Raw genomic sequence first — 25044 nt, 5'->3', positions numbered from 1 at the left:
GCTATCATTTTTGACTATCCAGGGATTTTTTCCAGGCAGTAGCCCAGGCCCCGCACGGTGGCGATGCGAATGGGCCCGCCCTCGATCTTCTTGCGCAGGCGGTGGATGTAGACCTCGATGGCGTTGTTGCTCACCTCTTCGCCCCACTCGCACAGGCGCTCCACCAGCTGCTCCTTGCTCACCAGGCGGCCCGCGCGCTGCAGCAGCACCTCCAACAGGCCCAGCTCGCGCGCCGACAGCTCGATCATCTTGCCGTCGATGGTGGCCACGCGGCCGGCCTGGTCGTAGACCAGCGGGCCGTGCTTGATGGCGCTGCTGGTGCCGCCCATGCCCCGGCGCGTGAGGGCGCGCACGCGGGCCTCCAGCTCCTGCAGGCTGAAGGGCTTGGCCATGTAGTCGTCGGCGCCAAAGTCCAGGCCCTTCACGCGTTCTTCGACGCTGTCGGCGGCGGTGAGGATGAGCACCGGAAGCGCCGAGCCCCGGCTGCGCAGCTTCTTGAGCACGTCCAGGCCATGCAGCCGGGGCAGGCCCAGGTCCAGGATCAGCAGGTCGAACTCGTTGTTGGTCATCAGCGCGGCATCGGCCTCGGTGCCGCTGGCCACATGGTCCACCACGGCCCCCGACCCGCGCAGCGTGCGTAGCAGGCCGTCGGCCAGCACCTGGTCGTCTTCGGCAATGAGGATGCGCATGGGGAGTCTCCTGGTGGGTGGCGGCGGTCTGGTGCCGCGCCTTTCCAGGATTTTAGGGGCCGCAGGTAGGCCCCCTCGCGCGGTTGTGCTGCCGTTTCGTGCCGGGCGTCAGCGGGGGTCGGTCGCCAGCAGCTTGGCCACCAGGGCCTGCAGGTCGCGCTGCAGGCGCGCCATGCCCTCGGGATGCTCGGCAAGGCTTTGTTCGTCCATGTAGAGCTTGCGATTGATCTCCAGCTGGATGCTGTGCCGGTGCTGCGCGGGGTTGCTGTAGCGGCGCACCAGTTCCACGCCCTTGTAGGGGTGGTTGTATTCCACGCTGTAGCCGCACGCGCGCAGGTGCTCGCAGACCAGCGCGGACAGCGCGGGGCTGGCCGTGGTGCCGTCGCGGTCGCCCACCACGAAGTCGGCGTGCACCAGGCCCGGAAAGTCGGTGGCGTGGCTGGCCGACACGGCGGGCATGGAATGGCAGTTGATGTGGATGCTGTAGCCGTGGCGGGCGTGGGCCGCGTCGATGGCCTGCTGCACCGCCGCGTGATAGGGGCGCCAGCAGCGTTCGATGCGCGCACGCACCTCGGCCACGGTGAGCTGGCGTTGGTAGATGGCTTCGCCCTCGTCGGTGAACTTCCAGATCAGTCCCTTGCCCAGGCGCACCTTGCTGAGCACCTTGGGGTCGGTGGAGATCGGGTCGGTCCACGCGCCGTCGAGCAGGCTGGTGTCCAGCTCGGTGGTGTCGCGGTTGGCGTCGAGGTAGATGCGGGGGAAGTGCGCTTCGACCCAGGCCACGCCCATGGCCGGGGCAAAGGCATAGATCTTTTCGACATGTGTGTCTTCGGCGCGCCGCAGCGTGGGCAGGTCGCAGGCAGAGCCGAAATCAGCGGGATATTGCGTGCCGCTGTGCGGCGAGTCGAGCACCAGCGGGGTGCTGCCCGGCACGGCGGTCACCATGGGGCTCGCGGGCTGCGCAAGCCCCGGGGAGCCGGTGAGCCCCGGCTGGGCTTGCTGGAATCGGTGGTGGATCAGTTTCAAGGCTGCATGCATAGGCAGAGTGTGCGCAAAGTGGGGCGGCTGGCCTAGCCGCCCGGACCGGTTGAAAGCCATGGTTATCCCTGAGAAGGTCAACCCCCGGCCCACCGGCTGTGGCCGCCGGGCCCGCAGGCCCGGCATGGGAAGCGCGCGCGCCCGGGCACGCGGCGGCCCCGGTCAGTCCAGGGCGATCTTGGCGTAGGCCGCCACGCCCTTCATCTTGTCGATCTCGTGGGCGATCTGGGTGCTGAAGTCTTTCGACAAGGTGCCCGAGGGGTACAGGCCCTGGCCCGCCAGGCGGTCGCGCACGGCGGGCTCCTTCAGGGCCTGGGCCACGGCCTGCTGGATGCGGTCCACGGCGGCCTGGGGCGTGGCGGCGGGGGCCACCAGGCCGAACCAGGAGGGCTCGTTGGCCTGCGGGTAGCCCAGCGCGGCATAGGTGGGCACGTCGGGCAGCACGTCCAGCCGCACGGGCCAGGACACGGCCAGCGCCTTCAGCTTGCCGGCCTTGATGTGCGGCAGCGACGACGCCACCTGGTCGAAGTACACGCCCACCTGGCCGGCCAGCACATCGTTGATGGCCGGGCCCGCGCCCCGGTAGGGAATGTGCACCATCGAGGTGCCCGTGCTGCGCTTGAACAGCTCGCCCCACATGTGGCCGATGGTGCCGTTGCCCGGCGTGGCATACGACACCTTGCCCGGGTTGGCCTTCAGGTACTTGACCAGCTCGGCGAAGTCCTTGACCGGCAGCACGGACGGGTTGACCACGACCACGCCGGGCGCCTTCACGATCTCGGTGACGCCCACGAAGTCCTTGATCGGGTCGTAGGGCAGCTTGCCGTACACGGCAGGGTTCACGCCGTGCGTGGAGAGCGTGGCCACGCCGATGGTCAGGCCGTCGGCCGGGGCCCGGGCGACTTCAGACATGCCGATGGAGCCGCCCGCGCCGGCGCGGTTTTCCAGCACCACGGGCTGCTTCAGGATGCGTGCCAGCGATTCCTGCAGGCTGCGGGCCGTGATGTCGGTGGCGCCCCCGGGCGGGAAGGGCACGACGATGCGCAGAGGCTTGCCCTCTTGCGCCAAAGACATTCCAGGAACGAAAGATACGGCAGCCAGGGCGGAAAGCAGGTGACGGCGTTGCATGGGCATTTCTCCTTTGAAGTGCGGTGAGATTAAATGAACGAGAGCGCTCTACCAAGCAACGGATATGCCTGATAACATTCCATTTGTGAATGATTTGATGACTTACCATCTGCGCGGAGAACCCCATCCACCATGTCGACCCTTCGCCGCCTTTCGCCACCCCTGCACCTGCTGCGGGCGTTTTCCACGGTCACCCGGTTCGGCGGCGTGTCGCGCGCGGCCGAGGCGCTGCACCTCACCCAGAGCGCGGTGAGCAAACAGGTCAAGGAGCTGGAGGGCTGGGTGGGGGTGGCGCTGTTCGAGCGCAGCCGCAAGCGCCTGGCGCTGACCCCGGCGGGCGAGCGCTACGAAAAAGCCGTGCGCGCCGTGCTGGCCCAGCTGGAGGCCGCCACGCTGGAGCTGATCACCAGCGACGACGGCGGCGGCGCGCTGCACCTGTCCAGCCTACCCACCTTCGCGGCCAAGTGGCTCATCCCGCGCCTGCCGCAGTTCCAGCAGCTGCACCCGCAGGTCACGCTGCACTTCGTGCCCTATGTGCACAGCTACAACTTCGAGCGCCCCGAGCTGGACTGCGCCATCCTGTTCGGCGACGGCCACTGGCCCGGCGCCCATGCGCACTACATCACGGGCAACGATGTCGCGCTGATCGCGCCGCGCACCAAGGTGGCGGACTGGCCCATCCACGCCCCGCGCGACGTGGCCCGCCACACCCTGCTGCGCCACGTGACCGTGCCCGAGGCCTGGCTGCGCTGGAGCGAAACCCACGGCGTGCTGGGCCAGCTGGACCCGCTGGCCGGCCCGCAGTTCGACCAGTTCCAGACCATGATCCGCGCCGTGATGGCCGGCATGGGCCTGGCCCTGGTGCCCCGCTGCCTGGTGCAGGACGAGATCACGGCCGGCCTGGTGCGCGAGCCGCTGCCGGACGCAGCGCTGCGCGGCGGCTACCACAGCGAGATGGGCTATTGGCTGTGTTACCCCGAAGGCCGCACGCAGCTGCACGCGCTGCGCAGCTTTCGGCAATGGCTGCTGGCCGGCGCCGAGCTGGCAACACCGCCGGCCATGCAAGGCGGGCAAGGGCCTCAGGCGCTCGCGTCGCCGCCTGCGTAGGCCTCCAGCCCGATCGCCACCACGGTGGCCACGTCGTGACCCACCTCGGCGCGAAACTCAGCCTCGGCCTGCGCCACTGCAGCGCGAAACGCCTGCAGCCAGGCCAGCCCCGTGGGCGTGAAGCACACGCGCCGGGCGCGCGCGTCGCGCGGGTCGGCCTCGCGCGTCACCAGCCCCCAGGCCTCGCACTGGTCGACCAGTGCGGCCATGGCCTGCTTGGTCATGCCGGCGCGCTGGGCCAGGTCCGTCAGCCGGTCGCCCGTGAGCGCGAGGTGCCGCGTGATGTGCACATGGGCGGCCGTCACCTGGTCGCGCGCCGCCAGGTTGGACAAGGCCAGCGGCACCTCCACGTCGTGCGCCATGAGTTCGAGCACGCGCGCATCGAAGCGCCGCATCGCATGGCCGAGCAGGCGGCCGAGATGGGTCTGGCGCCAGCCGTCTTCGGCGGGCGGAGGCGGCTGCAGCGGCGCCTTCGAATCGGCAAGAAAATCGGCCATGCCAGATTGTCAGGCAAACTGACCAAAATTTCCTTCCGCGCCGTCAGACACCTCGCATAGACTACTGTTCAAGCATCCAGCCTGTCGTTAATCGCAGATCCAGATTGCCATCCAACCCATTGTTTTTTCAAGGAGTTTTCCATGGACGTCGCCGTCAAGGGCAGCAACACCGCCAACAGTGAAAAGGCCAAGGCCCTGGCGGCCGCGCTGGCGCAGATCGAGAAACAGTTCGGCAAGGGCACCATCATGCGCCTGGGCGAAGGCGAGGCCATCGAGGACATCCAGGTGGTTTCCACCGGCTCGCTGGGCCTCGATATCGCTCTGGGCGTGGGCGGCCTGCCGCGCGGCCGGGTGATCGAGATCTATGGCCCCGAGTCCTCGGGCAAGACCACGCTGACGCTGCAGGTGATTGCCGAGATGCAAAAGCAGGGCGGCACCTGCGCCTTTGTGGACGCCGAGCACGCGCTGGACGTGCAGTACGCCAGCAAGCTGGGTGTGGAGCTGCCTGATTTGCTGATCAGCCAGCCCGACACCGGCGAGCAGGCCCTGGAGATCGTGGACAGCCTGGTGCGCTCGGGCGCGGTGGACCTGATCGTGGTGGACTCGGTGGCCGCGTTGACGCCCAAGGCCGAAATCGAAGGCGAGATGGGCGACGCCCTGCCCGGCCTGCAGGCCCGCCTGATGAGCCAGGCGCTGCGCAAGCTCACCGCCACCATCAAGAAGACCAACTGCATGGTCATCTTCATCAACCAGATCCGCATGAAGATCGGCGTGATGTTCGGCAGCCCCGAGACCACCACGGGCGGCAATGCGCTCAAGTTCTACGCCTCGGTGCGCCTCGACATCCGCCGCACCGGCACCATCAAGAAGGGCGACGACGCCATCGGCAACGAGACCAAGGTCAAGGTGGTCAAGAACAAGGTGAGCCCGCCCTTCAAGACGGCCGAGTTCGACATCCTGTTCGGCGAAGGCATCAGCCGCGAGGGCGAGATCATCGACATGGGCGTGAACGCCAAGGTGGTGGAAAAGGCCGGCGCCTGGTACGCCTACAACGGCGAGAAGATCGGCCAGGGCCGCGACAACGCGCGCGAGTTCCTGCGCGAGAACCCCGACCTCGCCCGGGAGATCGAGAACAAGGTGCGCGAAGGCCTGGGCATTGCGCTGCTGCCTGCGGCATTGGATTCGGCGTCTGCAGCCCCGGGCGGCAAGCCCGCCAAGGGCGACAAGGGTGACAAGGGCGAGTGAGAAAAGCTGAACGGCGGGCAGACATCCGGCCCTGAATATTGAACAAAAATAGCCTTCAGCGCTTATTGGACAAGCGCCGACAGCTATCACTTCAATAGCACCATGCCGGATGCGACAGCGGCTGCGGCCTCTGGCTCCGACGCCCGCCCCTTCTGCTCCACGCCATGGCTTTTGGCACCCTTTCGCTCAAGGGCCGCGCACTGCGGCTGCTGAGCCAGCGCGAACATTCGCGCACCGAGCTGCAGCGCAAGCTGGCGCCCCATGTGCAAGAGGGCGACAACCTGGCGGCCGTGCTGGACGAGTTGCAGGCGCAGGATTTCATCAGCGACACTCGCGTGGTGGAGTCGGTGCTGCACCGCCGCGCCGGCCGGCTGGGGGCCGCGCGCATCCGCCAGGAGCTGCAGGCCAAGGGGCTGGCGCCCGAGGCCGTGCAGCAGGCCGTGGCCCAGCTGCAGCCCAGCGAGCTGGAGCGCGCGCGCGAAGTGTGGCGCCGCAAGTTCGGCGCGCCCGCCGCCGGCCCGCAAGGCCGCGCCAAGCAGATGCGCTTTTTGCTGACGCGGGGGTTTTCTGCGGACGTGGTGCGCCGCGCGGTGCAGGGCTGGGAAGACCCGGGCGCCGAGGGGTGAGGGCCGCCCTGGACGGCGTGGACCTGGACGGAGAAAAAAGCGGAAGGGAGCGGGCCTTGCGACCCACCCCAAGGCACCCTGCAGCGCGCTCGCGGGGCTTACACGCCCAGCCTTACACGCCCAGCATCAGTTGCAGGTTCTGCACGGCGGCGCCGCTGGCGCCCTTGCCCAGGTTGTCCAGGCGCGCCACGACGACGGCCTGCCGGTACTGCTCGTTGGCAAACACGCGCAATTCGAGCTTGTTGGTGTCGGCCAGCGTGTCGGCGGCCAGCTTCAGGTCATCGGTGGGCGGCAGCACGCTGACCCACTGCTCGGGCGTGTTGGTGCGACCGTAGTGGGTGCTGAGCGCGTCGTGCAGGTCGCTGGCCTTGGGGGCGCCGGGGAGCGCATCGAGGTGCAGGGGCAGCTGCACCAGCATGCCCTGGCGGAAATTGCCCACGGCAGGAATGAACACCGGGCGGCGCGTGAGGCCGGTGTAACGCAGGATTTCAGGAATGTGCTTGTGCGCGAGCCCCAGCGCATACGCCTCGTAAGGCGCTGCCGTGCCCGCCTCGTAGGCTTCGATCATGGTGCGGCCACCACCGGAGTAGCCCGACACCGACGGCAGGCTCAAGGGATAGTCCGCAGGGACCAGGCCTGCATCCACCAGCGGACGCAGGATGGCAATGGCGCCCGTGGCGTAGCAGCCGGGGTTGGAGACGCGTGTGGCGTCGCGCACCGCCTGCGCCTGTGCTGCCGCGAGCTCCGGAAACCCATACACCCAGCCATCGGCCGTGCGGTGGGCGGTGCTGGCGTCGATCACCTTGACCTTGCGGCCTGCGGTGCGCTCGATCTCGTCGACCATGGCCACGGTGTCGCGCGCGGCATCGTCGTGCAGGCACAGCACCACCAGATCCACCCCGGCGATGAGGTCGCGCTTGGCAGCGGGGTCCTTGCGCAGCTCGGGCGCGATGCTGACCAGCTTGATCTGGGGCATGGCCTGCAGGCGTTCGCGGATCTGCAGGCCGGTGGTGCCGGCTTCGCCATCGATAAAGACTTTGGACATGGAGTGACTCCTGCAAAAGCGGCAAACACGCGTTGCCGGGTATGGATGGTAAGAAAAAGGCCGCACGCAGCGCCTGCGGCGGCGTCAGGGATGCACAAGGATGGTGCGTTGCAACATGATACAGTCGCAGGTTGCCATGTCCCAAGCCCGCGGCCAGACAACTGTTCATGGTAAACGGGTAACTACCACCCTTCCCTGAGAGAGACCTCATGAAGATTCACGAATACCAAGGCAAGGAAATCTTGCGCAATTTTGGTGTGCCCGTTCCGCGTGGCATTCCCGCATTCACGGTGCAAGAAGCCGTGGAAGCAGCCCAGAAGCTCGGCGGCCCCGTGTGGGTGGTCAAGGCCCAGATCCACGCCGGTGGCCGTGGCAAGGGCGGCGGCGTGAAGGTGGCCAAGAGCATTGACGACGTGAAGGCACGCGCCAGCGAAATCCTGGGCATGCAGCTGGTCACGCACCAGACCGGCGCTGAAGGCCAGAAGGTCCGCCGCCTGTACATCGAAGACGGCGCCGACATCAAGAACGAGCTGTATGTGTCGCTGGTCACCGACCGCGCCACGCAAAAGGTCGCCCTGATCGCTTCGAGCGAAGGCGGCATGGACATCGAGGAAGTGGCGCACTCCACGCCCGAGAAGATCGTCACCGAGATGATCGACCCGCTGGTCGGCATCACCGCCGAGCAGAGCAAGAAGGTCGCGGCCGCCATCGGCCTGACCGGCGCTTCGATCGACCAGGCCGTGGACATCTTCGGCAAGATCTACAAGTGCTACATGGACACCGACGCGTCGCTGGTGGAAATCAACCCGCTGAACTGCGACTCCAAGGGCAACCTGATGGCCCTGGACGCGAAGTTCAACTTCGACTCCAACGCGCTGTTCCGCCACCCTGAAATCGTGGCCTTCCGCGACCTGGACGAAGAAGATCCGGCCGAAGTGGAAGCCTCCAAGTTCGACCTGGCCTACATCAGCCTCGATGGCAACATCGGCTGCCTGGTGAACGGCGCCGGCCTGGCCATGGCCACCATGGACACCATCAAGCTGTTCGGCGGCGAGCCTGCCAACTTCCTGGACGTGGGCGGCGGTGCCACCCCCGAGAAGGTGACCGAAGCCTTCAAGATCATGCTCAAGAACCCCAAGGTCAAGGGCATTCTGGTCAACATCTTCGGCGGCATCATGAAGTGCGACACCATCGCCACCGGCGTGATCACCGCCTGCAAGGCCGTGAACCTCAACGTGCCGCTGGTCGTGCGCATGAAGGGCACGAACGAAGAGCTGGGCAAGAAGATGCTGGCCGAGTCCGGCCTGCCCATCATCGCCGCAGACACCATGGCCGAAGCCGCGACCAAGATCGTTGCTGCCGTCAAGTAAGCCCGGAGAACACACATGTCGATCTACATCAACAAAGACACCAAGGTCATCACCCAGGGCATCACGGGCAAGACCGGCCAGTTCCACACCGAGAAGTGCCAGGAATACGCGAATGGCAAGAACTGCTTCGTGGCGGGCGTGAACCCCAAGAAGGCCGGCGAGTCGATCTTCAACATCCCGATCTACGCCTCCGTCAAGGAAGCCGCCCAGCAAACCGGCGCCACCGTGTCGGTGATCTACGTGCCGCCCGCAGGCGCTGCGGACGCGATCTGGGAAGCCGTGGAAGCCGATCTGGACCTGGCCATCTGCATCACCGAAGGCATTCCGGTCAAGGACATGCTGATGGTGCGCAACAAGATGAAGGCCAAGGAAGCGGCTGGCGGCAAGAAGACCCTGCTGCTGGGCCCCAACTGCCCCGGCCTGATCACGCCCGATGAAATCAAGATCGGCATCATGCCCGGCCACATCCACCGCAAGGGCCGCATCGGCGTGGTGTCCCGCTCGGGCACGCTGACGTACGAAGCCGTGGCCATGCTGACCGAAGTGGGCCTGGGCCAGTCGAGCGCCGTGGGCATTGGTGGCGACCCTATCAACGGCCTCAAGCACATCGACGTGATGAAGGCGTTCAACGATGACCCCGACACCGATGCCGTGATCATGATCGGCGAGATCGGCGGCCCCGATGAAGCCGAAGCCGCCCAGTGGTGCAAGGCCAACATGAAGAAGCCCGTAGTCGGCTTCATCGCGGGCGTCACGGCCCCTCCCGGCAAGCGCATGGGCCATGCTGGCGCGCTGATCTCCGGCGGCGCCGACACGGCCGATGCCAAGCTGGCCATCATGGAAGAGTCCGGCTTCGTCATCACGCGCAACCCGTCGGAACTGGGCAAGCTGCTCAAGGCCCAGCTGAAGTAATCCCGCACCGAGGGGCACACCCGCCGCGTCCGCTGACGCGTACGGGGTCCTGACCACAAGAAGCGCCCGAAACCCTGGTTTCGGGCGCTTCTTTGCATTCAAGGCCACAACTTCGCGGCAACAGCGTCGCGAGGGCCCCTGCGGACTGGCCGAGCCTGTGCGGCAAAAGCAGTTCCGGCAGCACGCGATGTGACAAAAATGACATTGCACTGACAATGGCGGCGCACCGCGAGCGTGACTCTGGTGCGCACCGCCTGCCCCTTGCCCTGCCACGTGCAGAACACCCCCCCGCCAGGCGCCCCAAATTCCATGGGCGTAAATTTTGCTTTCACCGCAGTCCAAACACTGAGTGGAACAACAGCAAGTGGGACGAAAATCCGCAGCGCGGCGGCTGGACACGAGGGGCTTGTGGGCGGCGGCAGCCGTTGTGCTGGTCGCTGCGTTGTGCGTTGTGGCCGGCTGGGCAGACAGGCTGAGCCTGCCGTTGTATGACGCCGCCACCCCCGTTTCGGCCCCTGCACCGCTGGCCGAGATCACCATTGTCGGCATCGACGATGCGAGCCTGGCAGCGCTGGGCCCATTGCCCTGGTCCCGCGAGGTCCATGCGCAGGCCATCGACCGGCTATCGGCTGCGGGCGCCAAGACCATCGTCTACCTGCCGCACTTTCTGCGGCCTGAGTCCACCGCCGGGCTCGCGCAGGTTCGCAAGATCCGATCGGCCCTGGCGGGCAGTGGCGACGCCTCGCCGCTGGCCACAGAACTCGCCCGCCTGGCGGCGGATGCGGACGCTGCGATGGATGCCGACGCCCGACTCGCATCGTCCATCCTGAAAGCGGGCAACGTGCTGCTGGCGTCGCAGTACGGTGTTTCGGGCAAGCCGGCGCCCCTGCCGCCTTACGTGCGCCGCAGTGCGCTGACAGACCCCGGAGAACACACACCGCCCGCCCATGCTGCGCAGCACCCCATGCCGGCCATCGGCGCCGCCGCGGCGGGCGTCGGGCATTGGGTGACGCCTGAAGACCCCGACGGCGCAGTGCGCCAAGTCCGTCTGGTGCTGCGCGACGACGGCGTGGGCGTTGCGTCGCTGGCCTTGCTGGCGACCCGGCACAGCCTGCATCTGGGCGCCGATGAAATGCGCTGGCAGGCCACGCCCTCCGCCGTGCGATTGGGAGGGGTCGTGATTCCCACCGACGACCGGGCCATGGTGCGCCCGCGCGTCCACGCCGCTCCCGCTGGGGCACCCTCGGTGTTCACCAGCGTGTCTTTTGCAGCCGTGCTCCATGGCAAGGTGCCAGCCACGGCGCTCCAGGACAAGCTCGTGCTGGTGGGGGCGACCACCGACGCCGAGCCGGGTGCGTCCATCCCCACAGGCCATGCCCAGCCCATGCCGACCGTGGAGTGGCTGGCGCACAGCGTGTCTGCCATGCGGCAGGGGCTGACCATCCAGGTGCCGGGCTGGTCCGGGCCTGCCATGTGGCTTTGCGTGGCGCTGGTAGCGCTGTTCTTCGGGCTGGCGGCGCCGCGCCTGTCGCTGGCCGCAGGCCTGGGCATCGGCGCCGCAATGGCGGTGGCACTGGCGGGCACGGAGTGGGTGCTCTTGCGCTATGCCGGCCAGTGGGTGCCCCTGCTGGGCGCCAGCGCCGGGGCGTTGGCGGGCACAGCAGTGCTAGCAGCCCGACGCCTGCAAGGCCCTTCCGTCCGCGACGCGGCGGCGTCTGCAGAGGCCGCCGAGACCGACCGCATGATGGGCCTGGCCCTTCACGGGCAGGGTCAGCTGGACATGGCCTTCGACCGCTTGCGCAAGGTTCCGCCCAGCGACGCCCTGATGGAGAACTTGTACCACCTGGCGCAGGACTTCGAGCGCAAGCGCAATTTCGCCCAGGCGAAGGCCGCCTACGGGCATATCCTGCGCCACGACCGCGACTACAAGGATGCCAAGAGCCGCTACAAGCGAGTGCGTGCACACCTTCAGCAAGGTGCAGACAGCCGCTCCCCAGCCGCACCGTCGTCACTGCCGCCGCACCACAGCGAGCCCCCTCGCTTGCCCGGCGACGCCTCTGTGGGCATCCCCATGCTCGGGCGCTACCAGATTGAGAAGGAACTGGGCAAGGGCGCGATGGGCGTGGTCTACCAGGGACGCGATCCCAAGATTGGCCGCATCGTCGCCATCAAGACCCTGGCCCTGAGCCAGGAGTTCGAAGGCAGCGCGCTGGTGGACGCCCGCAGCCGCTTCTTCCGCGAGGCGGAAACTGCGGGCCGGCTGCAGCATCCGCACATCGTGACCATCTTTGATGCCGGAGAGGAGCACGACCTGGCGTACATCGCCATGGAGTTCCTGAAAGGCACGGACCTGGCGGCCGCCTGCCGCAAGGACCACCTTCTGCCCGTGGCCACGGTGCTGTCCATCGCGGCGCGGGTGGCGGATGCGCTGGATTACGCACACACCCACAACGTGGTGCACCGCGACATCAAGCCCGCCAACATCATGTTCGACAGCGGCTCGGACACGGTCAAGGTCACCGACTTCGGCATTGCCCGCATCACCGATTCCAGCAAGACCCGCACGGGCCTCGTGCTGGGCACCCCCAGCTTCATGTCGCCCGAACAGCTGGCTGGAAAGAAGGTGGATGGACGCACCGACCTGTATGCGCTGGGCGTCACCCTGTTCCAGCTGCTGACCGGGACGCTGCCGCTGCGCGGCGAGTCCATGACCGAGCTGATGCACAAGATCGCCACCGTGGAGCCGCCCGACATTCGCCAGATCCGGCCTGAGATTTCGGGCGCCGTCGCCAACGTCGTGGCGCTGGCCCTGAAGAAGCGCCCGGAGGCACGCTATCAGACCGGAAGGCAGTTTGCGGCCGACTTGCGGCAGGCCGCAGGCGCTGCGCCCACGGAGCTGGAAGCGCCCAAGGCAGTCGTCTATGATGCGGACCGCGATGCGACAGGGCATGAAATGGCGGATTTTCAGGAAACCGTGATGGATCCACCCGCTGTGCGGGGCACGGCACCCCCGCCACCGTCAGGGGCTCGATGACGTTCGCCGCAACATCCATGACCTATGAATTTTTCGCGCGCACCGACAAAGGCCGGGTGCGCACCAACAACGAGGACGCGGTGGCCGTGGATCCGGAGGCACAGGTCGCCATCCTGGCCGACGGCATGGGCGGCTACAACGCAGGCGAGGTGGCCAGCGGCATGGCAACCACTTTCATTCGCACCGAGATGGGCCGCTGGTTGGCGCAGGCAGGCACCACCCCCCAGTCCACCGATGTCCGCCGGGCCCTGGAAATCTGCGTCGAAAACGCGAACCACGCCATTCTGGGCGCCTCGCTCTCCAACCCTCAGTACGCCGGAATGGGCACGACCCTCGTCGTGGGCGTGTTCCACGGCAGCCGGCTCATCCTGGGCCACATCGGAGATTCGCGCTGCTATCGGCTGCGCGGCGGCGCGCTTCAGCAGATCACCCGCGACCACTCCTGGCTTCAAGAGCAAGTCGACGCCGGCCTGCTCACCGCACAGCAGGCGTCCCAGTCCGCCAACCGGAACCTGGTGACGCGCGCGCTGGGCGTCGAGCCCAACGTCATGATGGAAGTCAACGAGTTCCAGGTGGCACCTAACGACCTGTTTCTGATGTGTTCCGACGGTCTCACCGACATGGTCACGGACCCGGATCTCGCCGAGATGGTCCGCAGGCCGGTTCCGTTGGAGGAAAAAGCCACACTGCTCATTGACACCGCCAACGCCAACGGCGGTCGTGATAACGTCAGCGTGCTGTTGGTGCAGGCCGCCGCGGGAGGCAAGAAGCGCGGCCTCATGTCCCGATTGCTCGGCGCCGCCTGAGCGGACCCAGCTACAACAATTCATCAAGTTCAGGAGTGGATCATGCCGAAAATGATCGTTTCAATCGACGGGGTTGTCATCAAGGAAGTGCAGTTGACCAAGGAGCGGACCACACTCGGCCGCCGCCCTTACAACGACATCGTCATTGACAACCTTGCCGTGAGCGGTGAGCACGCCGTGATCCACATGGCTGGCCAGGACGTGGAAATCGAGGATCTGGGCAGCACCAACGGCACGTACGTCAACGCCAAGGCCGTCAAGCGCCAGGAGTTGCGCAACGGCGATACGGTGGAAGTGGGCAAGTACAAGATCCGCTTCCTCCACGAAGCCGAGGGCCAGAATTTTGAGAAGACCATGATCTTCAAGCCGGGCATGGTTCCGCCGCTGGGTACGGCGTCCCGGCCGGCTCCCTTGGCTTCGGCGCCCGCACCCGCACCGCTGTCGGCGGTCATCCGCGTGATGTCTGGCGCGGCGGCAGGGCGCGAAGTCGCCTTGCAGAAAGTGGTGACCACCATCGGAAAACCCGGCGTCGCCGTGGCCTCCATCACCAAGCGGCATCAGGGTTTTGTGTTGGCCCACGTCGAAGGCCCCGGCATGCCGGTGCTGAACGGCTCTGCCATCGGCGCTTCGCCCGTGCCGCTCAAGCACGGCGACAGGCTTGAGCTGGCCGGCACCGAAATGCAGTTCGAGCAGAGCTGATCGATTGCCTGCTGCGGGGCAACCAACGCGCGGGCCCTTGGCGCAGCCCATCCGCCGCACCGGCCACATCGGACCTTGATCCATGCGCAGGCAGCTTGCAGCCCTGTTTCGCCATCGCTGGCGGCGGATCGGAATCACGCTGCTGCCGCTGCTCTTCGCGCTGTTGCACATCTCTGGAGTGCTGCCCCTGCAGGTGCTTGAGCGCCTGGATCACATCATCTACGACGCCCGGCTGCGCGCGACCATGCCGCGAACGCTGGATGAACGGATCACGATCGTCGACATCGATGAGAAGAGCCTGGAGCGCCTGGGCCAGTGGCCCTGGGCCCGCGACAAGATGGCGGCCCTGTCGCACGAGCTGTTTGACCGGCAACAGGTGGCGGTCATCGGCTTCGACGTCATCTTTGCCGAAGCCGATGGCAGCTCGGGCCTTGCCAGCCTGCAGCAGCTTGCCAAGGGCGCGCTGAAGTCGCAACCAGGGTTTGCAGAGCAGCTCCAGCAGCTGGCACCCACACTCGACTACGATGGCTTGTTCGCACAATCTTTGGCGGGCAAACCGGCAGTCCTGGGCTACTACTTCACAAGCGACAGGGACGGACGGGCGCGCGGCAGCCTTCCCGCGCCCGTATTGCGCCCAACGGACCTCCGAGGCCTTCCCTTGAAAGCCACTTCCTGGAACGGGCACGGCGGCAATATCGAGGCCCTCGCACGCGCCGTGCCGTTGGCGGGCTTTTTCAACTCCATCACCGACGAGGATGGCGTGGTGCGTTCACTGCCCTTGCTGGCCGAGTTTGAAGGGCAGTACTACGAGTCGCTGGCACTGGCGGTCTTCCGCGCCATGCTGGGGCCGTCGCACATACAGCCGGGATATGCCGAGCCCACGCCCTCGGGCACCCACGACACGCTTGGCAGCATCATCGTCCGCCAGGAAGGCCGATCCCTTGCCATTCCTGTGGACGACCGGCTCGCAACGCTGATCCCTTACCGCGGCCCCGGCGACGTTTCTGGCGGATCGTTCCGGTACGTCTCTGCGTCGGACGTGGTGGAGGGCCGCCTGCCCGCAGGCCATCTGCGGGACCAACTGGTGCTGGTGGGTTCCACGGCACCGGGCCTGCTGGACCTGCGCGTAACGCCGGTGGGCCGCACATATCCAGGCGTGGAGACACACGCCAATGTGCTGTCTGCGCTGTTGGACGGCAAGAACATTGTCCGGCCCGACTATGCCGTGGGGTTTGATGCGCTGCAACTGCTGTGTGCAGGCCTGATGCTTTCGCTGGCCCTGCCCCTGTTGTCTGCCGGCGTTGCAGTGGCGTTGAGCGTCGGAGTCATTGCAGGGCTGACCGGCATCAACCTCTGGCTGTATGTAGGCCACGGACTGGCGCTGCCCCTGGCCACGGTGGTCGTCATGTCCATTCTGGCGTTCGCACTCAACATGGTGTACGGCTACTTCGTGGAGAGCAAATCCAAGCGCGAGCTGGCCGCGCTGTTTGGAACCTATGTGCCCCCCGAACTGGTGGACGAAATGGTCAAGGAGCCCGAGAACTACAGCATGGAAGCCAGCAACCGTGAGCTGACCGTCATGTTCTGCGATATGCGCGGGTTCACGGCCATGTCCGAGCGCATGGAGCCCCTGCAGCTCCAGGCGTTGCTGAACGAAGTGTTCAGCAAGCTGACGCACATCATCCGCAGCCACCGGGGCACCATCGACAAGTACATGGGGGACTGCGTCATGGCCTTCTGGGGCGCGCCTGTGGCCACGCCGGACCATGCCCAGCTGGCAGTCTCTGCGGCCAAGGAGATGGCCGCGGCCATCGACGAAATCAATCGGTCTCACCGCCAACGCGGCCTGCCCGAGATCGGCGTAGGCATCGGCCTCAACACCGGAATGATGTGCGTGGGCGACATGGGCTCGGATATCCGCCGTAGCTACACGGTGATTGGCGACGCGGTGAACCTGGGATCACGGCTGGAGGGGTTGTCGAAGCACTATGGAACGTCCATCGTGGTGAGCGAAAGCACGAAGGCGCTGGCGCCCCAGTTCGCCTGGCAGCAACTCGACCTCGTTCGCGTGAAGGGCAAGGCACAGGCCGTGGCCATATTCTGGCCTGTGGCCTTGCAGGCAAATTTGACGGACTCGCAAGCCACCGAAGGCAAGGAATGGGGACAATTCCTCACTGCCTACTACGCGCAGAACTGGGCACAATGCACAGCGAGCTTGTCCAAGTTGAAGATCGATCACCCTGAGAACGTGCTGTATTCACTGTATGAAGAGCGCGTTTCACAATGGCGCCAGGAACCCTTCAAGCCCCAATGGGACGGGGCTACCAACTTTGAAAGCAAATAGTTGGGCGCCTTCGTGAGCTGCAGTTCTTTCGCTCCGCTTGTTACCGATTCACCATTACGCAATAGGGCTTCGCCATGAAGGTTCGTGTCCTCGGATGCTCCGGCGCCATCGCCAAGGATTGCCGCACGACCTCCTTCCTGATCGACGACAACATCCTGATCGATGCGGGCACCGGTGTGGGTGATCTCACCCTGGAAGAGATGCGCCGAATCGACCATGTGTTCCTCACACATTCGCATCTGGATCACATCGCTGCGTTGCCGCTGATGCTGGACGCGGTGTCGTCGCTGCGAACGTCGTCCGTAGTGATACACGCTCTGCCCCAAACCATCGAGGCGTTGCAGACCCATATCTTCAACAACGTCATTTGGCCGGATTTCAGCGCCATCCCCACCCACCATCAGCCCTTCTTGCGTTATGTGCCACTGGCCCTTGGCGAACAGGTTTCGGCGGGCGGAAGGCTGCTGGAGGTTCTTCCTGCCGTGCACACCGTGCCGGCCGTAGGCTATGCGGCGCAAGGAAATACCGGCTGGTGGGTGTTCAGCGGTGACACCGGCAGAAATGCGGCGTTTTGGACATGGGTCAATGCCCATCCTGTCCGCCAACTCGTCGTGGAAACGGCTTTCAGCAACCGCGAAAGGGATCTGGCCGCGAAAAGCCTGCACCTCGCACCTGAATCACTCGCCCAGGAACTCAGCCAACTGCGCCCAGAACGGTCGTTTCCCATCTACGTCACGCACACCAAGCCTTCGGAGACAGACCTCATCATGCAGGAAATCAAGCGCTTTGATCACAGCAACACACAGCCCAGCGCTGCAGCGCACGACATCCGGTGGCTGAGCGCTGGGCAAGTGTTCGAGTTGTAACAACCAGCGTGCGGATGACAAGCGTGCCGGACAAAAGTGTCACCTACGCATCGCATCCGATGCCAAACACGTCAACATAAGCGTGGGACAAGGCTAACGCAGGGGAGCAGAGTCTCCTACGATTTGCTGGCACGCAATGTGCTGATGTGTTGACAACCTGAAGAAGTGTTCGACAGGTGTTCACTTGCAAACCGACTCCGAGGAGATTTTCATGAAGCATACGCTGCAAAAAGGTTTCACCCTGATCGAACTGATGATCGTGGTGGCGATTATTGGTATTCTGGCTGCGGTGGCGCTGCCTGCTTATCAAGACTACACCATTCGCGCCAAAGTCTCCGAAGGTCTGAGCTTGGCTTCTGCCGCAAAAACTGCGGTTGCGGAAACATTTGCCAATACGACACAGGGCACGATTGAAGCTTACGCAGGTACCGGTGCGATCGTTGCCCCGGCAGCAGGAAATACTACTTACGGTTATGAATATACCGCTGGTACCAATGTAGCTTCTATTGCCATTGCGGCAACCCCCGTCGCCGCGCCGGCAGCCACCTCTGGTCGGATTACCATCACCTATGCCGGCACCCTTGGCACTACGCTTGGCAACCCGCTGCTGTTGACGCCCGGCTCTGGTACGGTAACCAATTCTGCGGTTCCAAGCGCCGTGATGGTATCTGGTCGTCCAGTCGTGTGGGGCTGCGGCATTGCAACGACTGCTTCTTTCAAATACGTGCCCGCCAATTGCCGTTTTAATAACGTTTAATACGGCTTAGCCGTAAAAGGCCGCCTTGTGCGGCCTTTTTTTGTGGCGTAGCGCGGCGGTCTACACATTTCTCACTAGCAGGCTGCTGAAATACTGATTTGCCCAACGGCAGCCAAGAGTATCGACCGCTCAAAACGGCCTACAAGCGATTGTTTTGAACCGGCAAGGGGTGAGACCCCCTCAAAGTCGTCATTTTTCGAGTTCTCCAGCAGTATTTAAGCAGCCTGCTAAGGAATAACCTATGAAGCACCAATGTCAATCCGGCTTCACGCTGATCGAACTGATGATCGTTGTAGCCATCATAGGAATTTTGGCTGCTGTTGCGCTGCCTGCTTACCAAGAATACGTGATTCGCGCGAGAGTGACGGAAGGGTTGAGCTTGGCGGGAACAGCCAAGACTGCGGTGATGGATACGTTTGCCTCAGCTCAGAGCGGAGGACTTGTAGCCTATGTAGGCACAGGGGCGCCTGCAGTCGGCAGCTATGGTTATGAATATACTGCTGGTACAAACGTGGTCTCAATTGCCATCGCCCCGATTGCTGATGTCACAGCCCCTACCTTGCCAGAAGGACGAATCACCATTACCTTTGGTGGTGGCGTGGGCTCTGCATTAGGCACTCCGTTGGTTCTGACTCCAGGTAGTGGCACGGTCAACAACGCAGGTGTCCCTCAAGCTCCGCTGTCCGCAAGAGCGCCCGTGGTGTGGGGTTGCGGGGTTGCTTTGACGACCGCTTTCCGCTACGTACCTGCCAGTTGCCGCTTTCCAGTTTAAGCTCGAAAGCTCGGCGGCAATTTTTAGCGGTCATTCAATCATTGCTTATGCGCCATCGCTACCGGGCTGCCCTGAAGGCAGCAGCCGCCCATTTTCTCATCACTCTTGGAATTGCTGCGCTTACGGCTATTTTGGTATTTCAAGTCTGGTTTCCTTGGCCTTTCTACGAAATAGTGGCTGGTCGCGAATTGTTTTGGCTTGTAATCAGCGTAGACGTCGTCTGTGGACCATTGCTGACACTAGCATTATGGAACCCCGCCAAATCAAGTAGAGAACTGACCATAGACATGGCTCTGATTGGTTTCATCCAAATTGGAGCCTTAATTTATGGAATTAACACCGTAACGGAAACACGGCCAGTGCGGTTAGTATTCGAGGTGGACCGACTGCGACTGGTATCAGCTGCAGAAATCAACCGCGAACATCTTGGGCTCGCAGTAGATAATCTTCAGCACTTTTCTTGGACGGGGCCAGTTCTAGTTGGAATCCGGCAGCCTAAAAACAACCAAGAAATGATCGAGAGTATAGATCTCTCGCTAGGGGGGCTAGAGCCATCACTCCGACCAGGCTGGTGGCAACCGTACGATCTTTCGGTTTCCGAAGTGTTGAAGGCAGCGCGCCCGATTTCAGTTTTAAGGAAAAATCGCCCTGCGGATTCTGAACGCATTAATGACGCAGTGCGGATGTCTAAATTACCGGAGTCCGAACTCCGTTGGCTACCGCTGACCGCAGCGCGCAGCTTTGACTGGGTGGTTTTTCTAGACAAACAATCTGCGCAGCCCGTTTCTTACGCGCGCGTCGACGGATTTTTCCATTGAAAACACTCCCGTCGCATCAGTTTAGCTCATCAGACTGCAACAAAGCTTCCTGATCGCCCTCCGTGCTTCTCCACTACACGCACCCCATGGATAGACATGCTTTTATCAATCGCCTTGCACATGTCGTATATGGTGAGCAGAGTCACCTGGACAGCTGTAAGCGCTTCCATTTCTACACCTGTGGGACCGACTGTTTCTACCCTCGCGGCACACCAAATACCAACCGCTTCAGCTTGAAGGAGGTCGGCATTTTTAAAATCGACATTAACCTTGGTCAAAACCAAGGGGTGGCAAAGCGGGATTAAATCACTAGTTTTCTTCGCCGCCATGATGCCCGCAATGCGCGCGATGCCAAGAACGTCGCCTTTTTTTGCGGTCCCAGATTCAATCAATGCCAAGGTTTCTCTTCGCATCTCAATTCGCCCCTCCGCAATCGCCACCCGATGCGTGGCAGGCTTCCCTCCCACATCTACCATGCGAGCTTGGCCTTGAACGTCGAAATGGGTCAGTGTGGTCATTTCAGGAGCGAAACATTTGTGGGACCCGGGCATCATACGGGCATGTGCCACAGTTGTACCTGCAATGTCCTTTATGCCTGAGCTCGAGCGTTTTTGGACACCAGCGCGTGATGCAAAAGTGCGAGTAGCTTCATTTTTTATAGCAGCAACTTTACTGCAGGCGCTCCCAGTGACAGCTCAGTCGACGCTGCCCACACTCGGCGACAGCTCCGACCTCACCACCAGCGCCGAACGCCGCCTCGGCGACCGCATCATTCGCGAGCTCTACCGCGACCCCGATTACATCGACGATCCTGTGCTTGCCGAGTATCTGCAAAGCATCTGGCGTCCTCTGATGGCAGCAGCGCGGGCGCGGGGTGAGCTCTCGCCTGAGTTGGATGAGCGCTTTGCCTGGGAGATTCTTCTGGGCAAGGACAGGACGGTCAACGCATTCGCTCTGCCGGGTGGCTACCTCGGGGTGCATCTGGGCCTGATCGGCGTGGTCACCTCGCGCGACGAACTGGCCTCTGTGCTCGCGCATGAGCTCAGTCACGTCACGCAGCGCCACATTTCGCGACTGATCACGCAGCAGAGCAAGCAGACTCCGCTGTTGCTCGGCGCCATGATTCTGGGCGCCCTGGCGGCCAGCAAGAACCCGGGGGCGACCCAGGCTCTGGTGGTGGGCGGGCAGGCACTTGCCATTCAGAACCAGCTCAATTTTTCGCGCGACATGGAACGGGAGGCGGACCGCATTGGCTACGGGCTCATGGCCCCTGCGGGGTTTGCACCGCAGGGCTTTGTGACCATGTTCGACAAGCTGCAGCAGGCCAATCGCCTGAATGACAACGGATCTTGGCCTTATTTGCGAAGCCACCCGCTGACGACCGAACGCATGGCGGACATGCAGTTGAGGGTGCCGCCCGGCGCCGTGGCTGCAGACGCGTCCACGGCGGCGGTTGCATCGCTGGAGCACGCCATGGTGGCGGCGCGGGCGCGGGTGTTGTCGAACCCGGGGGTAGATACCCTAAGGCAGTGGGTGGCGGAACCCCAAAGCACGGGTTTCGCCAGCCAGGCCTTGCCGCGCCGTGCAGCGGTGCTCTATGCGTCCGCCCTGGGTGCCAGCCACTTGCGCGACTTCACAGGGGCACGCTCGGCGGCCAGGCGGCTTGACGATGTGGTGCGGCAGGATGCGGCCGCGCTTCGATTGGCACGCCTGCTCATGGCAGAGATTGAGCTGGCGTCCGGCGACACGGAAGCGGCGTTGAATGCGCTGGCTGCAGCGCCCGCTACCGCATCGTCAGCGACGGTGCGCAGGCCAGAGCTCGCATTGCGCACGCAGGCTCTATTGCGCGCCGGCCGCGCGAGTGAGGTGACCGGAGCACTGCAGACCTGGGTGACGACCCATCCGCGCGATGCCGCCGTGTGGCAGTGGCTGGCCTCTGCATGGCAGGCGCAGAGCCAGCCCTTGCGCGCAGTGCGCGCGGAGGCCGAAGCACATGCCGCGCGTTACGACTATGCGGCGGCGGTCGACCGCTTCAAGGCAGGGCAGGAGCTGGCTCGCCGCGGAGGTGCAGGAGTGGACCATATTGAGGCCTCCATCATCGACACCCGCCTGCGGGCCACAGAGCTACTCCTTCGCGAACAGGCCGCCGAGCGCTGATTCGATCAGCACCCCCAGCAGCGAATAGATCAGGGATCCCAGCAGTGCGGCGCCAAACCCGGCGACGTGGAAGCCGTCCAGCACACCCGCCGCCGCCCAGAACATGAGGGCATTGATCACGAACAGGAACAGGCCCACGGTGACGATGGTGACCGGCAGCGTCAGCACGACCAGCACGGGCCGCAGCACTGCATTGAAGAGGCCTATGACGAACGCTGCAATGAGCGCAGAGGGGAAGCTTTTCACCTCCACGCCGCTGTAGATGTAGGCCACAAACAGCAGGGCGGCGGCGCTGAGCAGCCATTTGACGAGGATTTTCATGGGCAAAGAATAGCAGCCTGCAGCTCCGCCCTGTCCATGCCCCACTGTGGAGTCATACCGTGGCATCGGGCGCTGACCGCCACGCACGTTCCTACTCGGCCGCAAGCACCCACAAAGCGCTACATCCGGCGAGAAGGCTGCCCAGGGTATTGCGAACGGGCGTCCAGCCTGACCGGGGTGGCCTGGGCGCTGTGGCGTCAGGGGCCACAGTGTCCACCTTGGGGCGGCGCGCATCCAGCACCTGCGCGGGCTCTGCGCTTTGCGCCTGCAGCTGCTCAGTCAACTCCGCAAGAGGGCCCTTCGCAATCACGGTGGAAACGGCTGCTGCGCCGCCGGGCAGCAGCGGGACGATCTGCGCGAACAGCTTGTCCGCCCATTTGGTGCGCCAGTTCTCGCGGGCACTGTGGCTCACCCATTTGCTGATGCGGTGGGTCATGCGCGGCGCGCAAGCGACCAGCACCCAGCGGGTCTGCGCGGCCGATTCGCGCGCCAGCAATGGGGCCAGCACGTGCTGTGCGTGGTCTGCGTCGTCAACGTACACGATAACTATGTCCATGGCACCTCCAGTTGCGGCGGCGTGACAAGCAAGAATCAAAAATGAAACGGGGCACGCCCACACCGGGTGCCCCGTCGATCAACCGGCCAGTGCCGGCAGGAATCAGCCTTGTGCAGGCTGTGCGGCTGCACGGCGGGCCATCACGGCCTTGCCAGCCGCCAGCACCAGCAATGCGCCCACGACGTGCGACGCCCAGTACAGGGTGTCCGAGATGACGGCCAGGCCCTTTTCGTCCACGCTGCCCCACTTTGGCATCCAGTCCACGATGGCGGGGTTGACGAAGGCGGGGTCGGTCACCAGCATGCCACCCGCAATCCAGCCCAGCAGCATGCCGCCCAGCGTGATGATCATGGGGAAGCGCTCCATGAGCTTGATGACGAGCTGGCTGCCCCACACGATGATCGGGATGGAGATCAACAGGCCCAGCACGACCAGCAGCAGCTGGTGCTCGCCAGCGTTCTGCGCTGCGCCGGCAATGGCGATCACGTTGTCCACGCTCATGACCAGGTCGGCCACGATGATGGTCTTGATGGCGGCCAGCAGCTTGTCGCTGCCCTGAACGTCGCCATGGCCGTCTTCGTCCGGGGCCAGCAGCTTGATGCCGATCCACACCAGCAGCAGCGCGCCCACGAACTTCAGGAAAGGCAGTGCCAGCAAGGTCATCGCGAACACGATGAGGATGACGCGCAGCACGATGGCCCCGGCCGTGCCCCAGATGATGCCCTTGGTGCGTTGTGCGGGCGGGAGCTTGCGGCAGGCGAGCGCAATGACCACCGCGTTGTCGCCGCCCAGCAGGATGTCGATGATGATGATCTGGCCGAGTGCGATCCAGAATGCAGGCGAAGCCAAAAAGTCCATAGGTTCCTCTGTTTCAACGGGCGAGCGGGCGGACTGGCTGCCACTGTAGCGCCGAGCCCGCTCTGCGAATAGAGGGCCTGCGATGGGCGGATCAAGGGCGTGCCGAGAAGGCAGGAGGAAACGAAGGGACGGCCTTGATCAGCCCACAGCGGGCCCGTCAAAGGTCTTGCTCGGCCGATTCCGCGCCGCCAGTGCTGGCGTGCGGTTCGACCCGGTCCGCCGGAAGCGAGCTTCGCTTCGTATTGACGACGGTGCCGTTGCCGCGCCCCGGCAGGCGCATGGGGCATGCGCCGGGGAGCACGTCGGGAGCTACTCCCCTTCGAGGCTGCGATTGGAACACTGCCCGACCGGTCGCGCAAGGGAGGCGGGATTGTGGATAGTGCGTATGCACCTGCGCACGGCCACCCGCAACAAGCGCGCGCAACAAAGGCCGCAGCGGCAACCCGGACACCCCCGCTCGCGCACCCGAGGCAGGCGGCTATGATGCGGGCCCCCTGCGCACCCGCGCGACCTGCGTCCCCATGGCTGCCATCCACATCACCGACATCGAAGCTGCGATCAACCACTGGCGCAGCCGCGCGCCGTCGCCCGATGGCGTGGCCCTGGCGCCCGAGCTGCGGGCGCTGGGCGAGGCCTATGCACTGCTGGTCTATGCCCGGGAGGATTCCGTGGACGAGACCCACCTGTCGCCAGCGGCGCTGGCCGCCTGGCTGGCCTGGTACGACACCACGCCGGACACGCCCTGCATCGCGATCTGTTCCACCAGCCAGGGGGACGACCTGTGCAAGGGCTGCGGACGTACCTTTGATGAAGTGCAGTGGTGGCCCGGGATGTCACCCGTGGAAAAACGCGCGGTGTGGCGCCGCATCACGCTGGAGCATTCGGCCTGGCGGTTCAACCGCTATGCCGAACGCGCAGCGGAAGGGCCCGCCTCCTTGGCCCAAGCCGCGCCCGACTGAACCAGGCCCCGCACCACCGGCTGGCCGCAAAGCGCGAGCGCTGTACGCGCCGCCGGCAAACGGCTATGGTGGCCCCATCATGCTGCGCCTGACCCAAGCCCCCAACATCGCCATCGCCACACTGTGGGCCGACCTGCTGTGCGAAGCAGGCATGACGGCGTCGGTGCAACGGCAGTACCTGGGCGCAGCGGCCGGGCATCTTCCGCCCGACCAGTGCCTGCCCGAGATCTGGCTCGACTACGACGAACACGCGCCCAGAGCCCGGGCGCTGTTGCAGGAACTGCAGGACATCCCGCAGCGCCACTGGGTGTGCCGGTGCGGCGAAACGGTCGAAGGCGGCTTTGAGCAGTGCTGGCATTGCGGCGCCCTGATGCCGCGGGAATAAATTTACTATATTTTTGATAGCTGTCAACGCTTGATAGATAAGCGCTGAAGGCACT

25 protein-coding genes are annotated in these 25044 nt (G+C 64.4%); 16 read left to right on the top strand and 9 right to left on the bottom strand.

What is annotated here, in order from left to right; genetic code table 11:
• Positions 1-14 precede the first annotated feature (14 nt).
• The 3 genes from ACOQFS_RS14800 to ACOQFS_RS14790 all read right to left on the bottom strand — a co-directional run bounded on the left by ACOQFS_RS14800 (position 15) and on the right by ACOQFS_RS14790 (position 2855).
• Positions 15-689 (bottom strand): response regulator, encoded by a 675-nt coding sequence (locus ACOQFS_RS14800; RefSeq protein ID WP_421563587.1) that lies wholly within the window; start codon positions 687-689, stop codon positions 15-17.
• A gap of 108 nt (positions 690-797) precedes the next feature.
• Positions 798-1727, bottom strand: a complete 930-nt coding sequence (locus ACOQFS_RS14795; RefSeq protein WP_421563586.1) for an N-formylglutamate amidohydrolase — start codon at positions 1725-1727, stop codon at positions 798-800.
• A 162-nt stretch (positions 1728-1889) separates the two neighbouring features.
• Positions 1890-2855 carry a tripartite tricarboxylate transporter substrate binding protein BugE gene (locus tag ACOQFS_RS14790; protein ID WP_421563585.1) on the bottom strand — a complete coding sequence of 322 codons (966 nt, stop codon included), beginning with the start codon at positions 2853-2855 and terminating at the stop codon, positions 1890-1892.
• A gap of 132 nt (positions 2856-2987) precedes the next feature.
• Here ACOQFS_RS14790 and ACOQFS_RS14785 point away from each other — a divergent pair, with 132 nt between their 5' ends.
• Positions 2988-3962, top strand: coding sequence for a LysR substrate-binding domain-containing protein (locus ACOQFS_RS14785; RefSeq protein WP_421563584.1), 975 nt, complete (start codon positions 2988-2990; stop codon positions 3960-3962).
• Here the strand turns inward: ACOQFS_RS14785 and ACOQFS_RS14780 are convergent.
• Entirely contained in the window at positions 3935-4459 is a 525-nt protein-coding gene (locus ACOQFS_RS14780; protein ID WP_421563583.1) for a MarR family winged helix-turn-helix transcriptional regulator, read from the bottom strand. The two genes, ACOQFS_RS14785 and ACOQFS_RS14780, sit on opposite strands and share 28 nt — an antisense overlap.
• Positions 4460-4600: 141 nt before the next feature.
• Between ACOQFS_RS14780 and recA the strand changes: the two genes are divergently transcribed.
• Positions 4601-5704, top strand: a complete 1104-nt coding sequence (gene recA, locus ACOQFS_RS14775) for a recombinase RecA (protein WP_421563582.1) — start codon at positions 4601-4603, stop codon at positions 5702-5704.
• 164 nt (positions 5705-5868) lie between these two features.
• Positions 5869-6330, top strand: coding sequence for a recombination regulator RecX (gene recX / locus ACOQFS_RS14770; protein ID WP_421563581.1), 462 nt, complete (start codon positions 5869-5871; stop codon positions 6328-6330).
• Positions 6331-6442: 112 nt separating this feature from the next.
• Here recX and argC read toward each other — a convergent pair whose 3' ends face one another.
• Complete coding sequence (gene argC, locus ACOQFS_RS14765) at positions 6443-7375, bottom strand: N-acetyl-gamma-glutamyl-phosphate reductase (protein ID WP_421563580.1); 933 nt, start codon at positions 7373-7375, stop codon at positions 6443-6445.
• A gap of 209 nt (positions 7376-7584) precedes the next feature.
• Between argC and sucC the strand changes: the two genes are divergently transcribed.
• From sucC to tfpZ, 10 genes are all read left to right on the top strand, one after another.
• Positions 7585-8745 carry an ADP-forming succinate--CoA ligase subunit beta gene (gene sucC, locus ACOQFS_RS14760; RefSeq protein WP_421563579.1) on the top strand — a complete coding sequence of 387 codons (1161 nt, stop codon included), beginning with the start codon at positions 7585-7587 and terminating at the stop codon, positions 8743-8745.
• A gap of 15 nt (positions 8746-8760) precedes the next feature.
• Positions 8761-9657: a succinate--CoA ligase subunit alpha gene (gene sucD, locus ACOQFS_RS14755; protein WP_291441810.1), complete on the top strand. Its 897-nt coding sequence runs from the start codon at positions 8761-8763 to the stop codon at positions 9655-9657.
• 364 nt (positions 9658-10021) lie between these two features.
• Positions 10022-12691, top strand: coding sequence for a CHASE2 domain-containing serine/threonine-protein kinase (locus ACOQFS_RS14750; protein ID WP_421563578.1), 2670 nt, complete (start codon positions 10022-10024; stop codon positions 12689-12691).
• A gap of 17 nt (positions 12692-12708) precedes the next feature.
• Positions 12709-13497 carry a Stp1/IreP family PP2C-type Ser/Thr phosphatase gene (locus tag ACOQFS_RS14745; RefSeq protein WP_421563577.1) on the top strand — a complete coding sequence of 263 codons (789 nt, stop codon included), beginning with the start codon at positions 12709-12711 and terminating at the stop codon, positions 13495-13497.
• A 42-nt stretch (positions 13498-13539) separates the two neighbouring features.
• Positions 13540-14196: an FHA domain-containing protein gene (locus ACOQFS_RS14740; RefSeq protein WP_421563576.1), complete on the top strand. Its 657-nt coding sequence runs from the start codon at positions 13540-13542 to the stop codon at positions 14194-14196.
• Between the two features lie 82 nt (positions 14197-14278).
• A complete protein-coding gene (locus tag ACOQFS_RS14735; RefSeq protein WP_421563575.1) occupies positions 14279-16540 on the top strand; it encodes a CHASE2 domain-containing protein in 2262 nt (753 codons plus the stop codon).
• A gap of 74 nt (positions 16541-16614) precedes the next feature.
• Positions 16615-17406, top strand: coding sequence for an MBL fold metallo-hydrolase (locus ACOQFS_RS14730; RefSeq protein WP_421563574.1), 792 nt, complete (start codon positions 16615-16617; stop codon positions 17404-17406).
• A 211-nt stretch (positions 17407-17617) separates the two neighbouring features.
• Complete coding sequence (locus tag ACOQFS_RS14725; RefSeq protein WP_421563573.1) at positions 17618-18163, top strand: pilin; 546 nt, start codon at positions 17618-17620, stop codon at positions 18161-18163.
• A gap of 241 nt (positions 18164-18404) precedes the next feature.
• Positions 18405-18935 carry a pilin gene (locus ACOQFS_RS14720; protein ID WP_421563572.1) on the top strand — a complete coding sequence of 177 codons (531 nt, stop codon included), beginning with the start codon at positions 18405-18407 and terminating at the stop codon, positions 18933-18935.
• A 47-nt stretch (positions 18936-18982) separates the two neighbouring features.
• Positions 18983-19753 carry a TfpX/TfpZ family type IV pilin accessory protein gene (gene tfpZ / locus ACOQFS_RS14715; protein WP_421563571.1) on the top strand — a complete coding sequence of 257 codons (771 nt, stop codon included), beginning with the start codon at positions 18983-18985 and terminating at the stop codon, positions 19751-19753.
• 29 nt (positions 19754-19782) lie between these two features.
• Here the strand turns inward: tfpZ and moaC are convergent, their stop codons facing one another.
• Positions 19783-20271 carry a cyclic pyranopterin monophosphate synthase MoaC gene (moaC, locus tag ACOQFS_RS14710; RefSeq protein WP_421563570.1) on the bottom strand — a complete coding sequence of 163 codons (489 nt, stop codon included), beginning with the start codon at positions 20269-20271 and terminating at the stop codon, positions 19783-19785.
• 64 nt (positions 20272-20335) lie between these two features.
• Here moaC and ACOQFS_RS14705 point away from each other — a divergent pair, with 64 nt between their 5' ends.
• Positions 20336-21910, top strand: a complete 1575-nt coding sequence (locus tag ACOQFS_RS14705; protein ID WP_421563596.1) for a M48 family metalloprotease — start codon at positions 20336-20338, stop codon at positions 21908-21910.
• Here the strand turns inward: ACOQFS_RS14705 and ACOQFS_RS14700 are convergent.
• From ACOQFS_RS14700 to ACOQFS_RS14690, 3 genes are all read right to left on the bottom strand, one after another.
• On the bottom strand, positions 21878-22231 hold the full coding sequence (locus ACOQFS_RS14700) for a phage holin family protein (RefSeq protein ID WP_421563569.1): 354 nt from the start codon (positions 22229-22231) through the stop codon (positions 21878-21880). The genes ACOQFS_RS14705 and ACOQFS_RS14700 overlap by 33 nt on opposite strands.
• A 91-nt stretch (positions 22232-22322) precedes the next feature.
• Complete coding sequence (locus ACOQFS_RS14695; protein ID WP_421563568.1) at positions 22323-22787, bottom strand: hypothetical protein; 465 nt, start codon at positions 22785-22787, stop codon at positions 22323-22325.
• A gap of 102 nt (positions 22788-22889) precedes the next feature.
• Positions 22890-23645 (bottom strand): TerC family protein, encoded by a 756-nt coding sequence (locus tag ACOQFS_RS14690; RefSeq protein WP_421563567.1) that lies wholly within the window; start codon positions 23643-23645, stop codon positions 22890-22892.
• A gap of 521 nt (positions 23646-24166) precedes the next feature.
• On the opposite strand from ACOQFS_RS14690, the gene ACOQFS_RS14685 reads away from it, so the two are divergent.
• Both ACOQFS_RS14685 and ACOQFS_RS14680 read left to right on the top strand, forming a co-directional pair.
• Entirely contained in the window at positions 24167-24604 is a 438-nt protein-coding gene (locus ACOQFS_RS14685) for a DUF3717 domain-containing protein (protein ID WP_421563566.1), read from the top strand.
• A gap of 79 nt (positions 24605-24683) precedes the next feature.
• Positions 24684-24989 carry a DUF2007 domain-containing protein gene (locus ACOQFS_RS14680; protein WP_421563565.1) on the top strand — a complete coding sequence of 102 codons (306 nt, stop codon included), beginning with the start codon at positions 24684-24686 and terminating at the stop codon, positions 24987-24989.
• Positions 24990-25044: the final 55 nt, after the last annotated feature.

The organism is Paracidovorax sp. MALMAid1276, from assembly GCF_049198005.1.
In the GTDB taxonomy this organism is placed as follows: Bacteria; Pseudomonadota; Gammaproteobacteria; order Burkholderiales; family Burkholderiaceae_C; genus Acidovorax.
This window is presented reverse-complemented; position numbering and strand designations above follow the sequence as displayed.